The sequence below is a fragment of the Hydrogenophaga sp. NFH-34 genome (assembly GCF_021401345.1).
Classification (GTDB): domain Bacteria; phylum Pseudomonadota; class Gammaproteobacteria; order Burkholderiales; family Burkholderiaceae_C; genus Hydrogenophaga; species Hydrogenophaga electricum.
This window is the reverse complement of sequence record NZ_JACBGE010000016.1, coordinates 117095-135511: the sequence shown is the minus strand read 5'-3', so window position 1 is coordinate 135511 and position 18417 is coordinate 117095. Positions and strand designations below refer to the sequence as shown.

Annotated in this window: 19 protein-coding genes; 4 read left to right on the top strand and 15 right to left on the bottom strand. The window is 69.0% G+C overall.

Annotated elements, in window-relative coordinates; genetic code table 11:
• Positions 1 to 94 precede the first annotated feature (94 nt).
• The 5 genes from L0977_RS16340 to L0977_RS16320 all read right to left on the bottom strand — a co-directional run bounded on the left by L0977_RS16340 (position 95) and on the right by L0977_RS16320 (position 4462).
• Positions 95 to 586 (bottom strand): TRAP transporter small permease, encoded by a 492-nt coding sequence (locus L0977_RS16340; protein ID WP_234265917.1) that lies wholly within the window; start codon positions 584 to 586, stop codon positions 95 to 97.
• Positions 587 to 699: 113 nt separating this feature from the next.
• Entirely contained in the window at positions 700 to 1668 is a 969-nt protein-coding gene (locus L0977_RS16335; RefSeq protein WP_234265916.1) for a TRAP transporter substrate-binding protein, read from the bottom strand.
• A 45-nt stretch (positions 1669 to 1713) separates the two neighbouring features.
• Positions 1714 to 2730 carry a D-erythronate dehydrogenase gene (gene denD / locus L0977_RS16330; protein ID WP_234265915.1) on the bottom strand — a complete coding sequence of 339 codons (1017 nt, stop codon included), beginning with the start codon at positions 2728 to 2730 and terminating at the stop codon, positions 1714 to 1716.
• A complete protein-coding gene (locus tag L0977_RS16325; protein WP_234265914.1) occupies positions 2727 to 3506 on the bottom strand; it encodes a FadR/GntR family transcriptional regulator in 780 nt (259 codons plus the stop codon). The genes denD and L0977_RS16325 overlap by 4 nt, the downstream gene beginning before the upstream one ends.
• Positions 3507 to 3634: 128 nt before the next feature.
• On the bottom strand, positions 3635 to 4462 hold the full coding sequence (locus tag L0977_RS16320) for a metal-dependent hydrolase (protein ID WP_234265913.1): 828 nt from the start codon (positions 4460 to 4462) through the stop codon (positions 3635 to 3637).
• 174 nt (positions 4463 to 4636) lie between these two features.
• Between L0977_RS16320 and L0977_RS16315 the strand changes: the two genes are divergently transcribed.
• Positions 4637 to 5257, top strand: coding sequence for a TetR/AcrR family transcriptional regulator (locus L0977_RS16315; RefSeq protein ID WP_234265912.1), 621 nt, complete (start codon positions 4637 to 4639; stop codon positions 5255 to 5257).
• Between the two features lie 21 nt (positions 5258 to 5278).
• On the opposite strand, the gene L0977_RS16310 is transcribed toward L0977_RS16315, so the two are convergent.
• The gene (locus L0977_RS16310; RefSeq protein ID WP_234265911.1) at positions 5279 to 5887 is read right to left on the bottom strand and encodes a class I SAM-dependent methyltransferase; all 609 of its coding nucleotides are present in this window, start codon (positions 5885 to 5887) and stop codon (positions 5279 to 5281) included.
• Between the two features lie 80 nt (positions 5888 to 5967).
• Between L0977_RS16310 and L0977_RS16305 the strand changes: the two genes are divergently transcribed.
• Positions 5968 to 7263 carry a DUF445 domain-containing protein gene (locus tag L0977_RS16305; RefSeq protein ID WP_234265910.1) on the top strand — a complete coding sequence of 432 codons (1296 nt, stop codon included), beginning with the start codon at positions 5968 to 5970 and terminating at the stop codon, positions 7261 to 7263.
• A gap of 26 nt (positions 7264 to 7289) precedes the next feature.
• Here the strand turns inward: L0977_RS16305 and L0977_RS16300 are convergent, their stop codons facing one another.
• On the bottom strand, positions 7290 to 8666 hold the full coding sequence (locus tag L0977_RS16300) for an aminotransferase-like domain-containing protein (protein WP_234265909.1): 1377 nt from the start codon (positions 8664 to 8666) through the stop codon (positions 7290 to 7292).
• Positions 8667 to 8791: 125 nt separating this feature from the next.
• Here L0977_RS16300 and L0977_RS16295 point away from each other — a divergent pair, with 125 nt between their 5' ends.
• Complete coding sequence (locus tag L0977_RS16295; protein ID WP_234265908.1) at positions 8792 to 9655, top strand: DMT family transporter; 864 nt, start codon at positions 8792 to 8794, stop codon at positions 9653 to 9655.
• A gap of 59 nt (positions 9656 to 9714) precedes the next feature.
• Here L0977_RS16295 and L0977_RS16290 read toward each other — a convergent pair whose 3' ends face one another.
• On the bottom strand, positions 9715 to 11757 hold the full coding sequence (locus L0977_RS16290; protein ID WP_234265907.1) for a sodium-translocating pyrophosphatase: 2043 nt from the start codon (positions 11755 to 11757) through the stop codon (positions 9715 to 9717).
• A gap of 314 nt (positions 11758 to 12071) precedes the next feature.
• Between L0977_RS16290 and ppa the strand changes: the two genes are divergently transcribed.
• Entirely contained in the window at positions 12072 to 12614 is a 543-nt protein-coding gene (gene ppa, locus L0977_RS16285; protein ID WP_234265906.1) for an inorganic diphosphatase, read from the top strand.
• Positions 12615 to 12754: 140 nt separating this feature from the next.
• Here the strand turns inward: ppa and L0977_RS16280 are convergent, their stop codons facing one another.
• The 7 genes from L0977_RS16280 to L0977_RS16250 form a co-directional block, all read right to left on the bottom strand.
• Complete coding sequence (locus tag L0977_RS16280; RefSeq protein WP_234265905.1) at positions 12755 to 13156, bottom strand: bactofilin family protein; 402 nt, start codon at positions 13154 to 13156, stop codon at positions 12755 to 12757.
• Between the two features lie 4 nt (positions 13157 to 13160).
• Positions 13161 to 13607, bottom strand: a complete 447-nt coding sequence (locus L0977_RS16275) for a hypothetical protein (RefSeq protein ID WP_234265904.1) — start codon at positions 13605 to 13607, stop codon at positions 13161 to 13163.
• Between the two features lie 66 nt (positions 13608 to 13673).
• Positions 13674 to 14252, bottom strand: a complete 579-nt coding sequence (locus tag L0977_RS16270; protein WP_234265903.1) for a bactofilin family protein — start codon at positions 14250 to 14252, stop codon at positions 13674 to 13676.
• A complete protein-coding gene (locus L0977_RS16265; RefSeq protein WP_234265902.1) occupies positions 14249 to 14716 on the bottom strand; it encodes a polymer-forming cytoskeletal protein in 468 nt (155 codons plus the stop codon). Before L0977_RS16265 ends, L0977_RS16270 begins: the two co-directional genes overlap by 4 nt.
• Entirely contained in the window at positions 14707 to 15024 is a 318-nt protein-coding gene (locus L0977_RS16260; RefSeq protein WP_234265901.1) for a hypothetical protein, read from the bottom strand. The genes L0977_RS16265 and L0977_RS16260 overlap by 10 nt, the downstream gene beginning before the upstream one ends.
• A 64-nt stretch (positions 15025 to 15088) precedes the next feature.
• Positions 15089 to 16444, bottom strand: a complete 1356-nt coding sequence (locus L0977_RS16255) for a GNAT family N-acetyltransferase (RefSeq protein WP_234265900.1) — start codon at positions 16442 to 16444, stop codon at positions 15089 to 15091.
• A gap of 15 nt (positions 16445 to 16459) precedes the next feature.
• On the bottom strand, positions 16460 to 18292 hold the full coding sequence (locus L0977_RS16250; RefSeq protein WP_234265899.1) for an SLC13 family permease: 1833 nt from the start codon (positions 18290 to 18292) through the stop codon (positions 16460 to 16462).
• Between the last annotated feature and the right edge of the window lie 125 nt (positions 18293 to 18417).

Sequence of the window (18417 nt, the reverse complement as noted above, 5' to 3'; positions counted from 1 at the left end):
GGAGCCGCCGATGGAGATGGCAATGGAGATGCTGAAGGCAAAGCCCAGCAGCATCGTGACGAGCAGGGTCAATGGCATGGTGTGGCCTGTGGGTTTACGAGGCGTTGGCCAGTTCTTCGTTGCGGGGGTCGATGTGGTGGGCGATCACCGCCACCATGGCCAGCAGCGCGCCCACGGGCAGCGCGGCGTAGGCCCAGGCCATGGACAGCTCCATGGAGGCAAAGGTCTGGAAGCGCACGCGCCAGGCCAGGTCGATGCCGAACCAGACGACGACGGCCAGGAAGGCCAGGGTGACGGTGGTGATGACGGACTCGACCGTGGTGCGCCACCAGCCGCGCGAGAGGCGCAGCATCAGATCCACCGAGACCATGGCCCCGATGCGCAGCGCCGCCACCACCCCCAGCAGCACCATCCAGATCAGCAGCCGCCGCATGGATTCCTCGGTCCAGGTGGAGGGCTGCGAGAACACGAAGCGGCTCGCCACCTGCCACAGGCCCAGACAGGAAATGACCGCCAGCAGCAGGCAGGCCACGTTCAGGCACAGGCCTGTGAGCAGGCGGTCCAGACGCAGGATGAAGGTTTTCATGAAAACGCTTTTCGATAACAAGGCCCCAAGTCGGGGGAACCACGGAGCCGGCCCGCAGGTTCCGCCCTCTTGGGGGGTGACGAACCGCAGCGCGGGCCGTCACCGGGGTGGGATTACTTCACCGCCTGGATGGCGGCGATCTTGTCGGCCCCGAATTCCTTGGCATAACCGGCGTAGGCGGGCGCCACCGCCTTGCGGAAGCTCTCGCCATTGACCTGCTTGACCACCTGCATGCCATCCTTTTCCAGTTGGGCGATGCCGTTGTTCTCGTCGTCGTTGACCTTCTTGCGCTGGGCCGCAGCGGCCTTCTTGCCGGCTTCCATGAAGACCTTCTTGTCGTCGGCCGAGAGCTTGTTCCACACGGCGGGCGAGAGGATCAGCGCGGCTGGCGAGTACACGTGGCCGGTCAGCGACAGGTGCTTCTGGACCTGCGAGAACTTGGACGACAGGATCACGGGAATGGGGTTCTCCTGGCCGTCCACGGTGCCTTGCTGCAACGCGGTGAACAGCTCGGGGAAGGGCATGGGCGTGGGCAGGATGCCGAAGGTCTTGTAGCCGTCCATGTGCACCTTGTTTTCCATGGTGCGCATCTTCAGCCCGTTGGCGTCGTTGGCCTGCACGATCGCGCGCTTGCTGTTGGTCATGTGGCGGAAGCCGTTTTCCGTCCAGGCCAGGTTGATCAGGCCCTTGGCTTCCATCTTCTTCTGCAGGTCCTGGCCGATGGGGCCGTCCATCACCTTGCGGGCGTGGTCGTAGTCGCGGAACAGGAAGGGGATGTCGACGATCTTCACCTCGGGCACGAAATTGCCCAGCGGGCCGGTGGAGGTGTTCACCAGGTCCTGCGTGCCGAGCTGCACGGCTTCGATCTGCTCGCGCTCACCGCCCAGCGCCGAGTTGGGGAACTGCTGGCACTTGTAGCGGCCTTGCGTGCCCTTGTCGATCTCGTCGCAGAACACGGTGGAGCCCACACCGTAGTGGGAGGTCTGCGACGTGGCGTAGCCGATCTTCAGCACGGTCTGGGCCTGGGCGCCCGAAGCGGCGAGCAGGGCCGCGAGGGCCAGGGGTTGAAGGATGTTTTTCATGCAATGTCTCCTTGGGTGGTGGAACGGGAACAGGAACGGATCACCTCAGCCGGACAGACCCAGCCGCCGCCGGGCGGCGGGCAGGGTGACCGCGTCCGGATGGTCGTTGACATACTGCCGCAGCACGGCAGCGAAATCGGGGTCGGCGCGCAGTCCCAGCGCTGCCGCGCGCGGACTCTCGAAGCGCGCGGGCCAGCCGGCCACGATGCGGGCGATGGCCGCGTCGGCCTGGTGGCTGATGAAGGCCACGGCTTCGGGCCCGGCCAGTGCGCCGAGCGCGTCGATCATGTCGCCCACGCGCACGCTCAGGGCTGGCAGGTTGATGGCGGTGCGGCCACCCAGCGCGTCGCGCGGCGCCTCGGCCACGGCCAGGATGCCGGCCACGGTGTTGGCCGGCGAGGACAGCGCGACCGGGGTGTCCAGCGGCACCGGGTTGTGGCTGGGCAGGCCGGCCAGGGGTTCGCGCAACAGGCCCGAGAGGAACCCCGAGGCCGCGCCATTGGGCCGGCCCGGCCGCACCGACACCGTCATCAGCCGCGCCGCGCGGCCGTCGATGAAGCCCTTGCGGGTGTAGTCCGCCACAAGCTGTTCGCAGATCAACTTGTGGATGCCGTAGCTCGATTGCGGGGTGGGCAGGGTGTCGTCGCGCACCACGGCTGGCAAGGGCAGGCCGGGGTCGTTGCCGAACACCGCGACCGAGCTGGCGAAGAAGAACACCGGTGTGGAGGCGCTGGCGCGGCAGGCGTCGAGCAGGCTGCGTGTGGTGTCAAGGTTGGCGCGCAGGCCGAGGTCGAAATCGGCCTCGCACTCGGCGGACACGGCCGAGGCCAGGTGAAACACCGCGTCCCAGGGCTGGGCGAACAGCGCGGGCAGGTTGGCCTGCAGGTCGCCGGTGAGGCAGTCCACACGCGGATCGCGGGTGAGCCGGTCGTCACGTGGCGGGAACAGGTCGGCCAGCATCAGCCGCTTGAGCGGCCGGCCCTGGAAATGGCCACGCGCCAGCAGCGTCTGCGCGAGGCGGCTGCCCAGAAAGCCGGTGCCACCGGTGATCAGGATGTTCATTCGCTCGTCGTTGTGGGGGGCGGGGGAGACAGCAGCGCGTCGAGGGCGCGCCGGATGGGGGGCGCGGCGTTTTCAAGGCGGTCGGCGGCGTTGGCCATGTGGTGCATCGCGCTGCGGCGCGCGGTGGCTGCGTCACCGCGCATCACCGCTTCGGCGATGGCGCGGTGTTCGGCCTGCACCTGGCTCAGGTAGGTTTCGTCCAGGGCTTCGTTGGTGCGGGTCACGCGCATGGCGTCGCGCTGGTACTGCTCCAGAAAGCCCAGCAGCCGTTCGTAGTGCGGGTTGTCGGTGGCGCGGGCGATGCTGCGGTGGAACTGCAGGTCGGCTTCCACGCCGTCGGGGCCCTGCGGTGGGCAGGCTTCCAGGTGGGCGAGCGCTGCCGCGATGGCGCGGGCTTTTTCGGGGGTGATGCGCTCGGCCGCCAGCGCGGCGACCTCGGCTTCGAGGCCCCGCCGCACTTCGACGACCTGCAACACCGACTCCATCGACCACAGCACGGTGGGGTCAAAAGCCAGGGCGCGAGCCTGGTGGCGCGGGGCGACGAAGACGCCGGCCCCTTGCCGGGAGGTGAGCATGCCGATGGATTTGAGCCGGCTCACGGCTTCGCGCACCACGGTGCGCGAGACGCCGAACTGCTCCGACAGCTTCTGTTCGGTCGGCAGGCGCTGATCGGGCGCCAGTTCGCCCGCTTCGATGCGTTGCATCAGCAGCGCCGCCAGCTTGTCCGTGAGGCGCTCAGGCACCTGCAGGGGTTCGACCACACTGTTGCCGTTCATGGGGTGCGGCCAGGGAGATGACTCATATGGTCATCGTATAAATCAGACCGCTTTTGACCCAGCGGGGTTTCCCTGTCCGGGTTTCCCCCGGGTTCCGCCGGAGCGGAACCCGGGTTGGGGCCTCGTTGTCAGCCCGCTGCCGGACCGACCGGGCGGTAGAGCGCGCGGTGGTCGGCAAGCCAGCGGGCCGAGCGTTCGCTGGTATCCTGAGCGGGATGGAAATCGGCGCGGAAATAACGCGCCCAGGCGCCCAGCCCCGTGCGCAGCAGACCGGCGCGGCCGAACAGCAGGCGCGCCGCGCTGCGCCAGGTGGACCAGCGCCACAGGGTGCCGTCGCGGCGCAGGTTGGCCACGGTCTGCCGGGCAGCGTCGCTCAGGAAGATCAGGGTCACGCGCCGCATCCAGCGGCGGCGCCAGGCCAGGTCGCCTCCCAGCGCGCGGTAGAGGTCAAACGCGGTGCACTTGTGTTCGGCTTCTTCCGCGCTGTGCCACAACCACAGGGTCTGGAGCCGCGGTTCGCTGTGGTCCAGCCATGCCGGGTGGGCGAGCAGCCATTCGGCAAACAGGGCGGTGAAATGCTCGTTCGCGGCGGTGATGGCCAGACCGTGACGCGGATCGGCGCCTTCCACCAGGCGCAGACGCTCGCGGGCGCGCGGCTCCCAGTCGTTGACGAGGCCATGTTGCGCGATCTGGGCGTTGAACAGCGCGTGGATGTGCCGGTGCGTGGCTTCCTGACCCACAAAGCCGCGCACCTCCGGTTCCCAGACTGCGCGCGCCTCGGCCGGCAGGGCGGCGAGGCCGTTGCGCACCGAATCGATGAAGAACTGTTCGCCCACCGGGAAGCTCATCGACAGCGCGTTGAACCACGCGGTGAGAAACGGATCCCCGCCGCACCAGTGACGCGGGACGGGCGGCGCAAGGTCGATCAGCAGGCGGCGGACAATGAGTTCGGTCATGGGCAGAGGAGATGGGAAGGTTGGTACCGATAGGTACCTGTGCCGTATGCTCGGGCGCCTGTGGGGCCTTGTCAAGCGGGGACACCCGGGGCGGGTGGCCGCTGATGGGGCGCCCTGTCAGGCCTGACAGTCTTGTCAGGCAGGCAAAGGCTGGGGCCCCTAAGATGCGCGGCCATGAACAGCATCGAAGCCCTTTCCGTGGCCCCCGGACTGACCGAACACCGCAGCCGGCTCCTGCAGGCCATGGCCGTCATGGCGGCCGACAAGGGCCTGGCGAACACCACCATCGCTGACATCGTGCGCGAAGCCGGTGTCTCCAAACGCACTTTTTACGAACATTTCGCCGGCAAGGAAGACTGCTTTCTGTCGCTGTACCGCGCGGCAAGCGCCTCGGCGGTGCGCACTTTGCAGGAAGCGTCGGTGCCCGGCCAGCCCTGGCAGGCGCAAGTCGAACACACGCTGGGGGCGTATTTCGCCCACCTCGCGGCCGGTCCGCGGCTGCTGCGCGCCCTGTTCGTGGAGGTGCACCACCTGGGGCCCGAGGGCCTGTCCGTGCGACGCGAGGTGATGCAGCAGTTGGCCGACCTGATCCTGGCGCGCGTGCAGGCGGCGGCTGTGGCCGGGGAGAGCCACGGCGCCGGCGACGCGGGCCTGTCGCCGGCGATGGCGATGGCGGCGGTGGGGGCGATCCATGAACTGGTGCTCCAGGCCATCGAACGCCACCAGGAGGCTCAGTTGGCCGAACTGACCCCGGCCGCGGCGGCCATCGTCCGGGCGCTGGCGCGCACGGGCTGAGCGGCCGCGCGGCGGGCGCGTTCAGTCGGTGCTGGCGCTTTCCAGCGCGAACAGCGGCACGTCCAGCCGCCGGCTCAGCCACACGCCGCCGCCCATTTCGCGAAAGTGCGGCGCCAGCCCGCGGCGGTAGAGCGCAGCGCGGTGGCGGTACAGGCGCGGGTCGGTGCGCTCCTCGTCGAGGATTTCGCGTTCGTAGTCCTCGCGCGTCACGGCCTCCAGATAGAGCGCGCCCTGGCACAGGGTGCCGAGGTTGGCCAGGGCACGCTCGAGGTCGGGGCGGTCCAGGTAAGGCAGCACGCCCTGGCAGATCACGAGGTCGAACGCGGCGTCGGCGCGGTAGTCGGTGACCGAACCGCGTTCCCAGCCGTGGCGCTCGCACAGGTGTTCGCTGTATTCCACGCCCTGGTAGCGGGCGGCGGGAAAGTGGCGCTTCACGCTGTCGCGCCACAGGCCGATGCCGCAGCCGATGTCGAGCACGCGCTGCACGGGCACCCGCAGGTAGTGCAGGTAGCTGCCCACGAAGTCGCCGAGCCGCGCGGTGTGGGCGGGATCGACGACCCGCGTTTTCTGGTCGTAGTAATAGCGCTGGTAATAGGCTTCGTCGAAGGTGCTGGCGGGGGCTGAATTCACGCGGTTCCGGTGTGCTGGTGCAGGAAAGGCCCCTAGATATACTGCAAAACGCCCCGTTGCCGGCAGGCCCTTCCTCCCCTATGAGCGTTTCCGACCCCACCGATCCCCGTGCCATCGAGCTCCGGCGCATGAAGCGGGTGGCCCTGGCTTCGCTGCTGGCCGCCGCGGCGGGCCTGTCGCTGAGCCTGGCCCTGGGGGCGCAGGGCGGCTGGAGTTGGCTCAAGGCATTTTGCGAAGCGGCGGTGGTGGGCGGGCTGGCCGACTGGTTCGCGGTGACGGCGCTGTTCCGCCGCCCGCTGGGCCTGCCGATTCCGCACACCGCGCTGATTCCCGCCAACAAGCCGCGCATCGCCGACAACCTGGCGGTGTTCGTGCGCGACAGCTTTCTGTCCACCGACATGCTGCTGCAGAAGCTGGCCGTGTTCAACCCGGGCGAACGCCTCGGCCAGTGGCTGCGCGAGCCGGGCAACGTGGCGGCCGCGCTGGGATCGGTGCGGCCGGTGGCCTTGCAGGCGCTCAAGTTCCTTGACGAACCGGCGGTGCGCCAGGGCCTGAGCGCATTTCTGTTGGAACGCGCCCGCCGTTGGGACGCGGCGCCCACGGCCGCCAACGTGCTGGCTGTGCTCACCCACGAGGGGCGCCACCAGGTCTTGCTGGACAGCGCACTCGAGTCCCTGCGCCGCTATCTCGACCAACCCGACGTGCGCGAACTGCTGGCCCAGCGCATCGCCGGCTTTGCGCGCAAGCAGTGGCCGACTGCTGTGTCGCTGCTGGACAAGGTGTCCAGCCGGGTCGATCAGTGGGGCGGCGGGCTGGCGGAAAAGGTGGTGCTCGAACTGATCCAGGAAACCGAGCGCGCGCTGTCGCAGCCCGATCACGAGGTGCGCCGCAGCCTGGACGCTCAGGTGCAGGCGCTGGTGGAGCGGCTGCGCAGCGACCCGGCTTTCGCCGAACGCATCGGCGCCTTCAAGGATGGCCTGGTGCACAGCCCGTCGGTGCGCAGCTATCTCGACAGCCTGCTCACGGACCTGCGCCTGCACCTTGAGTCCGACCTGCAGCGCGAGGATTCCGTGCTGCTGGCGCAACTGGGTGGGGTGCTGGACGCGCTGGGCCAGCGGCTGGCGCAGGATGAACACCTGATCGCGGCGATCAACGCCCACGTCATGGCCAGCGCGACGCAACTGGCCGAACGCCTGCGCGACAGCGTGGCGGGGCACATCGCCAGCACCGTCAAGGCCTGGGACGAGCGCAGCCTGGTCCAGCAGATCGAGCTCGGCGTGGGGCGCGACCTGCAGTTCGTGCGCCTGAACGGCACGTTGGTGGGTGGCGTGATCGGCCTGGCCCTGCACACCGCCACCTGGTTGGCGGCGCGCTGATCGAGGCCGCGTGCAGACCCACGCTTTCAGCGCGCCAGGGCCCGGCGCAGGCTTTCAAAGAGGCGTTCATCGGCCGACTGCGCGACGTTGAAGCGCAGGAAGGCGCTGGCCCCCTGCGTCAGGCTGAAGGCGTTGCCCGGCGCCAGCACCACGCCGTCGCGCAGGCAGGCGCGGGCGACGTCGGCGGCGTCGTGGCCGCCGGGCAGGCGGCACCAGAGGAACAGGCCGGCCGTCGGCACCGTCCACGGTTCGATGCCCAGCGGGCGCAGGCGGGTGATGGTCTGTGCCATGGCCTGGGCCAGGCGCAGGCGCACGCTGTCCAGGTGCCGGCGGTAGCCGCTGCCGGTGAGCGCGCTGTGCAGCACCGCTGCCGCCAGGTGGCCACCGCCGAAGCTGGTGGCGATCTTCAGGTCGGTCAGGCCGGCGATCCAGTCGGGCCGGGCCGCGATGTAGCCGCAGCGCAGCGAGGCCGAAACCGTCTTGGAAAAGCTGCCTATGGAGATCACCCGCGCCAGCCCGTCGAAAGCGGCCAGCCGGGGGGCGGGCTGGGTCTCGAAGTCGGCAAAGATGTCGTCTTCCACGATCACCAGGCCCGCGCGTTCGGCCAGTTGCAGCAGCCGGTGCGCGGTGACGGAGGACAGCGCCGCGCCCGTGGGGTTGTGCAGGCCGGCGTTGGTGAGGTAGAGGCGCGGCCGGTGCGCCTGCAGGGCGGCTTCGAAAGCCGCCACGTCGGGGCCGCGCGGCGTGTAGGGAACGCCCACCACCTGCACCCGGTGCGCGCGCAGCAGGGCGTGGAAGTTGAAGTAACACGGGTCGTCCACCAGCACGGTGTCGCCGGGTTCGAGCAGGAAGCGGCCGATCAGGTCCACCGCCTGGGTACCCGATTCGGTGAGCAGAATCTGCTCGGGCGGGGCTTCGATGTCGAGCCCGCCCAGGCGCCGCGCCAGCCACTGGCGCATGGCCGGCAGCCCCTGCGGCGTGGCGTAGTCGGCCAGCACGGCGGCGTCTGCGCGGGCCACGCTGCGCAGGGCGCGGCGCATGCCGTCTTCGTACATCCAGTCGGCCGGCAGCCAGCCGCAGCCGGGCTTGAGCAGGCCGTCGCCGGCTTCCAGCGACTGGCGCGAGACCCACAGCGGATCGATCTCGCGGTCCACCGGCGGGCCCAGTTCGGCCAGCGCCAGCGGCGCGGCCGGGCCGCAGACGTAGAACCCGGCGCCGGGGCGCGCGGTGATCACGTTGTCGGCCGCCAGCCGTTCGTAGGCTTCGACCACGGTGGACACCGAGCAGCCCAGGGTGCGGGCCTGGGCGCGCACCGACGGCAGCCGCGTACCGGGGACCCAGGTGCGGCTGGCGATCTGGCGGCGCACCGTGTCCATCACGGTGTCGATGCGGGTGCGGGTCATGGGCGGCTCCGGGTGGCTGTACCGGATATGTGACCAGTACGGTTTCTTTGAATTGTATGGATCTGTGCATGGCGCCCTGGTGGCTGGCGTGCTGTACTCGCCCTGCATTTTTTCCGGAGCGATGGATGGACAAACCGAACACGGCGGCCTGGGTCAATGGCTTCATCGGCGTGCTGATCTTTGCCGGCTCCCTGCCGGCCACGCGGCTGGCGGTGATGGACCTGGCCCCGCTGTTTCTCACCGCTGCGCGGGCGGTGCTGGCCGCGGCACTGGCGGCGCTGCTGCTCGGAGCGGGGCGCCAGCCCGTGCCGGCGGCCCGCCAGTGGCCGTCGCTGGCGGTGGTGGCCCTGGGTGTGGTGGTCGGGTTCCCGCTGTGTACCGCGCTGGCCTTGCAGCACCTGTCGTCGGCCCAGTCGATCGTGTTCGTGGGCCTGTTGCCCCTGTGCACCGCGCTGTTCGGGGTGTTGCGCGGGGGCGAGCGGCCCCGGCCGGCGTTCTGGGCGTTTTCGCTCGCGGGCAGCGCCTGCGTCGCCGGCCATGCCGCCTGGAGCGGTGGCGCCCTGCCGTGGCAGGGCAGCCTGTGGATGCTGGCGGCCATTGCCGTGTGCGGCCTCGGGTACGCCGAAGGGGCGCGCCTGTCGCGCACGCTGGGTGGCTGGCAGGTCATCTGCTGGGCGCTGGTGCTGGCCCTGCCGGTGATGCTGCCGCTGGTCTGGCTGAGCTGGCCCGCCTCGTTCGGCGCGGTGGGCTGGCCGGCGTGGGCGGGGCTGGCCTACGTGTCGCTGTTCAGCATGCTCATCGGCTTCGTGTTCTGGTACCGCGGGCTGGCCCAGGGCGGCATCGCCGCAGTGGGGCAGTTGCAACTGCTGCAGCCGTTTTTCGGTCTGGCGCTGGCGGCCCTGCTGCTGCAGGAAACGGTGAACGTCTCGATGCTGGCGGCGACGCTGGGTGCGGTGCTGTGCGTGGCCGGCGCACGGCGCTGGCAGTGATTGGCACGATCCCTGAAAAAGCCCGCCGGAACGGGCGGGCAGGGCAGGGAGCCGTCGCGTCACCCCAGGGGCAGCAGCGGCACGATCAGCAGTGCCACGATGTTGATGATCTTGATCAGCGGGTTCACGGCCGGGCCGGCGGTGTCCTTGTAGGGGTCACCCACGGTGTCACCGGTCACGGCGGCCTTGTGGGCTTCGCTGCCCTTGCCGCCGTGGTGGCCGTCTTCGATGTACTTCTTGGCGTTGTCCCAGGCGCCACCACCGGTGCACATGGAAATCGCCACGAACAGGCCGGTCACGATGGTGCCCATGAGCAGGCCGCCGAGCGCCTTGGGCCCGAGGAACACGCCCACCAGAATGGGCACCACCACCGGCAGCAGGCTGGGGATGATCATTTCCTTGATCGCGGCACCGGTCAGCATGCCCACGGCCTTGCCGTATTCGGGCTTGGCCGTCCCTTCCATGATGCCGGGGATCTCCTTGAACTGGCGGCGCACTTCCACCACCACCGCGCCGGCCGCGCGGCCCACGGCTTCCATCGCCATGGCGCCGAAGAGGTAAGGGATCAGGCCGCCGATGAACAGGCCGATGATCACCATCGGGTCGCTCAGGTCGAAACGCACGTGCTGGCCGTAGGTTTCCAGCTTGTGGGTGTAGTCGGCAAACAGCACCAGCGAGGCCAGACCGGCCGAGCCGATGGCATAGCCCTTGGTCACGGCCTTGGTGGTGTTGCCCACGGCGTCCAGCGGATCGGTGATGTCGCGCACGCTGCTGGGCAGTTCGGCCATCTCGGCGATGCCGCCGGCGTTGTCGGTGATGGGGCCGTAGGCGTCCAGCGCGACCACGATGCCGGCCATGCTGAGCATGGAAGTGGCGGCGACCGCGATGCCGTACAGGCCGGCCAGTGCATAGGCCACGATGATGGCCACGCAGACAAACAGCACCGGCCAGGCCGTGGAACGCATGGACACGCCCAGGCCCGCGATGATGTTGGTGCCGTGGCCCGTGGTGGACGCCTGCGCGATGTGGCGCACCGGCGCGTACTGGGTGCCGGTGTAGAACTCGGTGATCCAGACCAGCGCGGCGGTCAGCACCAGGCCCACGACGGTGGCCCCGAACAGGCGCATCTGGCTGCCCGATTCGGCGATCGCGTTGTCGGGGATGACGGCCGTGGTCACGAAGTAGAACGCGATCAGCGACAGCACGCCCGCGATGGCCAGGCCCTTGTAGAGCGCGGGCATCACGTTCTTCATGCCCGGGCTGGCCTTGACGAAGAAGCAGCCGATGATGGACGCGATGATGGAGACGCCGCCCAGCACCAGCGGGTACAGCGCGGCCTGCGCGGGTGCGGCGGCCACCATCAGCGCGCCGAGCACCATGGTGGCGATCAGCGTGACCGCGTAGGTCTCGAACAGGTCGGCCGCCATGCCGGCGCAGTCGCCCACGTTGTCGCCCACGTTGTCGGCGATCACGGCCGGGTTGCGCGGGTCGTCCTCGGGGATGCCGGCCTCGACCTTGCCGACCAGGTCGGCACCCACATCGGCGCCCTTGGTGAAGATGCCACCCCCGAGCCGCGCGAAGATGGAAATCAGCGAGGAGCCGAAGGCGAAGCCGATCAGCGGGTTCAGCGCCTTGGCGTCCGCCGCGGCACCGCCGAGGAACCAGTAGAAACCGGTCACGCCCAGCAAGCCCAGGCCCACCACCAGCATGCCGGTGATGGCGCCACCGCGGAAGGCCACATCGAGCGCCGGGCCGATGCCCCGGGTGGCGGCCTGCGCGGTGCGCACGTTGGCGCGCACCGAGATGTTCATGCCGATGAAGCCGCAGGCGCCCGAGAGCACCGCGCCCAGCACGAAGCCGATGGCCGTGGCGGCGTCGAGGAACACCCCGATCAGCACGGCCAGCACCACGCCGACGATGCCGATGGTGGTGTACTGTTTGGCGAGATAGGCCGCAGCGCCGGCCTGGATGGCCCCGGCGATTTCCTGCATGCGGGGATTGCCCGCGTCCTGGGAAAGGATCCAGCTTCGGGACCAGAAGCCGTATGCCACGGCGATCAGCCCGCACACCAGCGCAAAGATCAGCGCAGATTGTCCAACCATCGTTTTCTCCTGCTCGTTTCGCGTCTGACAGGGAGGGGGCAACGCGGTGAGGGAGGCCCCCGATTGCGTTGCTTCCTCGCGTCCGCAACGCCCGCAGGGCGCGGGGCAGGGCGATTGGCCAACCGCCGCAATGTAGCGGGAATCGGCGGGTGTGCGAACTGATGTGGATCAGGAAGTCAGTCTGGAATCAGTAAAATCAGGGTTAATCCCGACCGTCTGCAGCCCTTGCTGCGGCGCGTCACACCGGTCTGCGCTGTGCGCTTCGCACAGCTCGCCGCTGCCGATCACCCTTTCCCCAACCCACAGAATCATCCATGTCTCTCGATCACGTCACCCCTGGCAGCAAGGTGCCCGAAGCGTTCAACGTCATCATCGAAATCTCGATGAACGGCGACCCGATCAAGTACGAAGTCGACAAGGCCTCCGGCTGCATTTTTGTCGACCGTTTCATGAACACCGCCATGCACTACCCGACCAACTACGGGTACGTGCCCAAGACCATCGCGGGTGATGGCGATCCGGTGGACGTGCTGGTGATCACCCCCGTGCCGCTGCCCCCGGGTGTGGTCGTGCCGTGCCGCGCGCTGGGCATCCTGAAGATGGAAGACGAAGGCGGCGTCGACGGCAAAGTGCTGGCCGTGCCGACCGAAAAGATCCTGCCGCTGTACTCGCAATGGCAGAAGCTGGAAGACCTGAACCCGGTGCGCCTGAAGTCCATCGAGCACTTCTTCGAACACTACAAGGATCTGGACCCGGGCAAGTGGGTCAAGGTGACGGGCTGGGACGGCAAGGAAGCTGCCCACCAGGAAATCCTGGACGGCATCGCGGCCTACGAAAAGGATGCCAACAAGGCCTGAGCCGCTTCGCGCTCACCGGAAAAAAGCCTGCCGTGGCGTGAGCCCGGCAGGCTTTTTGGTGCCTGGTGGATTCCCGCGTTCGCAGGAATGACGGGGAAGCGGGGTCTGCAGACAGCGCGGCGGCGCCTCCCGGGCGCTTTTCAGATCTCCGCGTCGATGTCGCCGCGGTATTCGATCTTGCCGCGCACGCGGGCGCGTGGGTGCATGTCGATGAGTTCGTCGTAGCTGGCGTCGCCGATGAGCGTGGCCGAGCCGGTGATTTCGAGCGCCTTGCGCGCGATCACGGTGCCGATCACCTTGCCTTCGATGAACACGTAGTCGGCTTCGAGCCGGGTGTTCTCCACCACGCCCGTGGCGCCCACGTGCAGCGTGCCGCCGTTTTCGAAGGTGATGTTGCCCTTGAGCTGGCCGTCCACCTTGATGCCCTGGTCGCGGGTGGTGTGGAAGTTGCCGTCAAAGACGGCACCCTCGGCGATCAGGCTGGTGATGGCGGACAGCCGCTCGGCCGGAACGAGGCGGGTGGAGGCAGGGTTTTGGCTCATGGAATCAGGGCTCCTTGCTGTGCAACCAGTTTTCGGGTTTGAGTGTAGGGGTGATCGGGGGCGATTCGCCAGTGACGCTGGCCGGTGTCGCCACCGCGGGTGTCTGGCCGCCGTCCAGCCGCAGCGGCAGGGCGGTCCGGTCCTGCGCCGGCAGTTCGGTCTCGCCGTCCGCAGGCCTGTCGGTCACGAAGATCCGGGGCGGCCGGTGGGGCGTGTTTGCTCGCAACGGAACGGTGGTGGCCAAGGCCGCCTGGCCAGTGGGCAGCGACGGGCGACCGGCCCACAGCCAGACCAGCCAGCCGATCAGCAGCAGCGCGGCCACCAGGGGAGCGACGTAGCGGGGCAGCGCCCAGAGCAGCCAGCGCCACCATAGGCGTCGGCGGCCCACCCAGCGGTCGCGCCGCCAACTGGCGGCCAATGCCGAGCGCCGCAGCACCTCGGCGTCGGGCACGAGGGCCGCAACGGCGGGGATGGGGGTTGCGCGGGAGAGCCACTTCCACCGCATGAGTCAGACGGGTCAGTTCCTCGCGACCGGCACGCGCTCCAGCGTGGCATTCAGGTCGGCGCCGTTGACCTGAATCCGGCCGTAGCGCACCAGACCGTGCACGCTGGCGGTGTCGTGCAGGGCCACTTCACCGGGTCCGGAGTCGAGCACACCCTCGGTGCGCCCCATCACGGAGATTTTGTGGGCCGTGATGTCGCCTTTGACCCGGCCCGTTTCGGTCACGATCACGGCGACGCTCGTACCGGGGGCTTGCGTCAGGTTGCCGTCCACTTCGCCGGCAATGCTGCAGGGGCCCGTGAGCAGGGCATTGCCCACGAAGTGCAGGCCTTCGGCCAGCATGGACCGGCCACTGGGCGCGGTTTCCTGGGACTCGGCCGGGGCGGCGTGGACCGTGGGCGCCAGCACAGGCAACTGGTCCGGCTGGGCGGGCGGCATGGCACGCCCGACGTCGACCTGCAAGGCATCGGGGGCGGCGCTGCCGTCTTCGGCGGGCACCGGGGCGCCGGGGATGTCGTCGGAGTAGTTCATGGAGACCGGTGCTTCCTCTTCATCAAGATGTCGGGACGGGTGGAGATAGCGTCGCGCTTTCATGGAGCCTCTCGTCGGGAACCGGCCGGTGGCGTCCGGCCATGGACTTCCTGCAGCACAGGCAGGTTGTCCCCGAGTTTGAGGGTCTTGAACGGGCCCTGCAAGTCGGCGCCTTCGTAAAGCTGCAGGCGCCGGGCCATGAGGGTGCCGGTGGAAATGCCGGTCTTGGAGACGAAGGCCTGGCCCAGGCACTCCAGGCTGGTGTCGTGGGGCGAGGCACCCGGCTCACCCAGGCGACCGAAGAGGTAGACGTCGCCATTGACGCGCACCCGACCGCGGACCACGCCGCCGTTCCAGATGATGAGCCGGCCGTTGACATGCACATGGCCGGCGACCTCGCCCTGCACCAGCAGGCCGCCGTCGAACTGCAGCTCACCCTCGAGCCGGCTGCCGGCGGCCACCCGGTTGACCACATTCATGGCCACGGGGTCGATGGTCAGGATGTCCTGCGGGTGCTTCAGTTCCACAGCAAGGCTCCCCAGGCTGCGGCGGCGCCGAGCAGTGCGAGCAGGCCGCTGGTACCGATCCACAGCGCATGGCGTTCGAGCCGGAGGCGCAGGGTGCCGGGGCGCCGGCGAGGTTGCCCGGGCGCATCACCCTCGTGGCTGAGCACGCCCCAGTCCTGCCAGAGCCGGGAGAGCGTGCTCTGTCCGGTGGTCAGGTCCAGTTGCAGCCCCTGGGCCGCGGCCTCTCTGGGCCCCAGCCGCCTTCCCATCAGCACCGTCTGGGCCGGGCCCACGACGGTCTGGGTGAAAAAGGCGTCGGTGTCATCCATGCGCGGGAGTGTACCTAAAGTGTTACTAATCATTGCAGCGTTGGGAGGCGGGGTGCGAGGATTTTCACGGTCCTGTCGCGGGGCGCAGGGGTTGCCGGGTCTGCAGATGGTCGAGGTATTCGGCCACGCCGGCCCGCTCGCGTTCCAGGAAACGGTCGACCGCGTCGGCAAAGGCCGGGTGCGCGAGCCAGTGGGCACTGGTGGTGGACACAGGCAACAGCGCGCGGGCCATCTTGTGTTCGCCCTGGGCGCCACCTTCGAAGCGCAGGTAGCCGTACTCAATGCACCAGGCCAGGGGCTGGTAGTAGCAGGCCTCGAAGTGCAGGCAGTCGACCCGCTCCAGCGCTCCCCAATAGCGGCCGTAGGCCACGCGCTGCGCGGGGTCGATGCCGATCAGGCTGGTGGCGATGGGCCGGCCTTCGCGCTCGGCGGTGAACAGCAGCCAGTTGTCGGGCATGGCGCGCGCCATGCGCGCAAAAAAGTCGCGGCTGAGGTAGGGCGGGTTGCCGTGCTCGAGGTAGGTGCGCTCGTAGCAGCGGTAGAAGAAGTCCCAGTCCGCTTCGCTGATCGCCGGGCCCTGCGCATGGCGGAAGCGCACCCTGGCGTCGGCCACCTTGCGGCGTTCCTGACGGATCTTTTTGCGCTTGTCCTGCTGCAGGTGGGTCAGGAAGTGTTCGAAATGGGCGTAGCGGGGCCCCTGGTTCGCCACCGGGGTATCAAGACGGTTTTCCGGAGGCGCTCCCATCGGCTGGATTCCCGTGTTCGCGGGAATGACAGACGACGGGGCCTGACGATCCGGCGCCATGACGCCCCCAGTAGGATCGGCCCCCTCGGGGGGCAGCGACCCGCACTCGCGGTGGAGCGTGGGGGCCCTGTTCTTCCAGTGGAATTGCACGTTGTGCCTCAGCATCAGTCCGGCGGCCTCGCACGCAGTGGCGTCCGTTGGCGACAGGAACAGCAAGTGCAGCGACGAGAGCTTTTCCTGTTCGGCGTACGCGACGAGTGCCTGCACCAGCGCGGCGCGGGCGGTCTCGTCGCGTGCCAGCAGCCGGGCGCCGGGCACCGGCGTGAACGGCACCGCGACCAGCGCTTTGGGGTAGTAGCGCAGACCATGCTGTTCGTAGGCGTTGGCCCAGGCCCAGTCGAACACGTATTCGCCATAGGAGTGGCTCTTGAGGTAGAGCGGGCAGGCCGCGTGCAGCACATTGCCTTGCCACAGCGTCACGAAGGCGGGCGTCCAGCCCCGGGCAGGGACGGCGCTGCCGCTGTCGTGCAGGGCTGCGAGGTAGGCGTGCCGCAGGAACGGGCTCGGGTCGGGCTGCTGCGCGAGCAGGGCGTCCCAGGCGGTGGCGTCCAGCGCGCCGGGGTGGTCGAACACGCGCAGGTCGTAGGGAGGGGTGTAGGCGTTGTCGGGTGGCATGGCCACGCATCCTGACTAGAAAGGAAACAGCACGGGCAGCACCAGCACGCAGACCCCCAGCACCAGCAGGGTGAATGGCACGCCGATGCGCACGAAGTCCATGAAGCGGTAGTGCCCCGGGCCGATGACCAGGGTGTTCACCGGCGAGGACACCGGGGTCATGAACGCGGCCGATGCCGCCAGCGCCACGGTCATGGCGAACGCGTGCGGCGCGACGCCGAGCTGTTGGGCCAGGCCCAGGGCCACCGGCGCCATGAGCACGGCGGTGGCGGTGTTGGAGATGAACAGCCCCACCAGCGCCGTGAGCACGAACAGCAGCGCCATCACGGTGCGGGGGGCGCCGTGGCCGGTCAGCCCCAGCAGGGCCGAGACCACGGCGTCGATGCCGCCGGTTTTTTGCAGCGCGATGGCGAACGGCAGCATGCCGACGATGAGGATCAGGCTCTGCCAGTGCAGGCTGCGGTAGGCGCTGTCGGCCGTCAGGCAGCCGAAGGCGCCCATGAGCAGGCAGCCGACCAGCGCGGCCATCACGTTGGGCACGAGGCCCGAGATCATCAGCCCGACCGTGACGCCCAGGGCCAGCAGCGCCAGCGGCGCGCGGTTGGCCGCGGGGGCGGCTTCGTCGAGTTCGGCCGGCAGGGTCAGCACCAGGAAGTCGTGCGCCTGGGTGTGCAGCAGGCGAATCCCTTTCCAGGTGCCGGCCACGAGCAGGGTGTCGCCCAGGCGCAGCTTTTCCTGCAGCAGGCGGTCGGCGAGCGATTCGCCGTTGCGCCGCAGGCCGATCACGTTCAGGCCGCGCTGCGAGCGCATGCGCAGTTGCAGGATGGTTTTGCCGATCAGTGCCGAGCCCGGCGGCACCGTGACCTCGGCCAGGCCGATCTCGCGCGACAGGTCGGTGAGGTAGTCGCTCTTGATCGAGCGGTCCTGCAGACGGGTGTCTTCCAGGAAACGGGGCAGGTCGGCGTGTTCGTGGGTGAAGTCCACCAGCAGGGTGTCTCCGGCCAGGATGTCGCGGTTGGCCGAGGTGGTGAGCATCACCGGCCCGAGCGGGCGTTCGCGTTCGATGGCGATCACATTGGCGCCATAGCGGGCACGCAGCTGCAACTCACCCAGGGTGTGGCCGATCACGGGCGAGTCGGCAGTCACCCGCAGCCGGCGCGCACGGTCGCGCAGTTCGTAGTCGTGGATCAGTTCGCGCACGCGGCGGCGGCGGCGCTGGTGGGCCGGTTCGGCGGGCGTGCGCCGGGCCAGCCAGCGCCGCGCCAGCAGCATGTACCCCAGTCCCAGCACCAGCACCACAAGGCCGGCCGGGGTGAAGTCGAAAAAGCCGAACTCCGCGTGGCCGGCGCGCGAGAGTTCGCTGTTGACCACCAGATTGGGCGGCGTGCCCACCAGGGTCAACATGCCGCTGATGAGCGCGGCAAAGGCCAGCGGCATCATCAGCCGGCCGGGCGCAGCGCCGATGCGACCGGCCACGCTGATCACCACCGGGATGAACAGGGCCACCACGCCGGTGGAGCTCATCACCGAGCCCAGCAGCGCCACCGAGAGCATCAGCAGCACCAGCAGGCGGGTTTCGCTCGGGCCCGAGCGCCGGATCAGCCAGTCCCCGACCCGGAACGCCACGCCCGTGCGCACCAGGCCTTCGCCGATGACGAAAAAGGCCGCGATCAGGATCACGTTGGGGTCGCTGAAGCCGGCCAGCGCTTCGCCTACCTCGAGCGTGCCGCCGAGCACCAGCGCGACCAGGGCGCTGAGGGCGACCATGTCCATGCGGGGCCGGTTGGCGATGAAGCAGGCCACGCAGGTGGCCAGCAGGGCAAAGACCCAGAGGGTTTCGGCGTTCATGCAGGATGGGGCGGGCAGCAGGCTGCCGGGGAAGTCAACGGACGGGCCAGGGTCGATTGTGCGGGCAGTGCCGGCCGGGGAGGGCTCGCCGATAATCGGCCATCGTTTTTCGCCTCCTCCGTTCT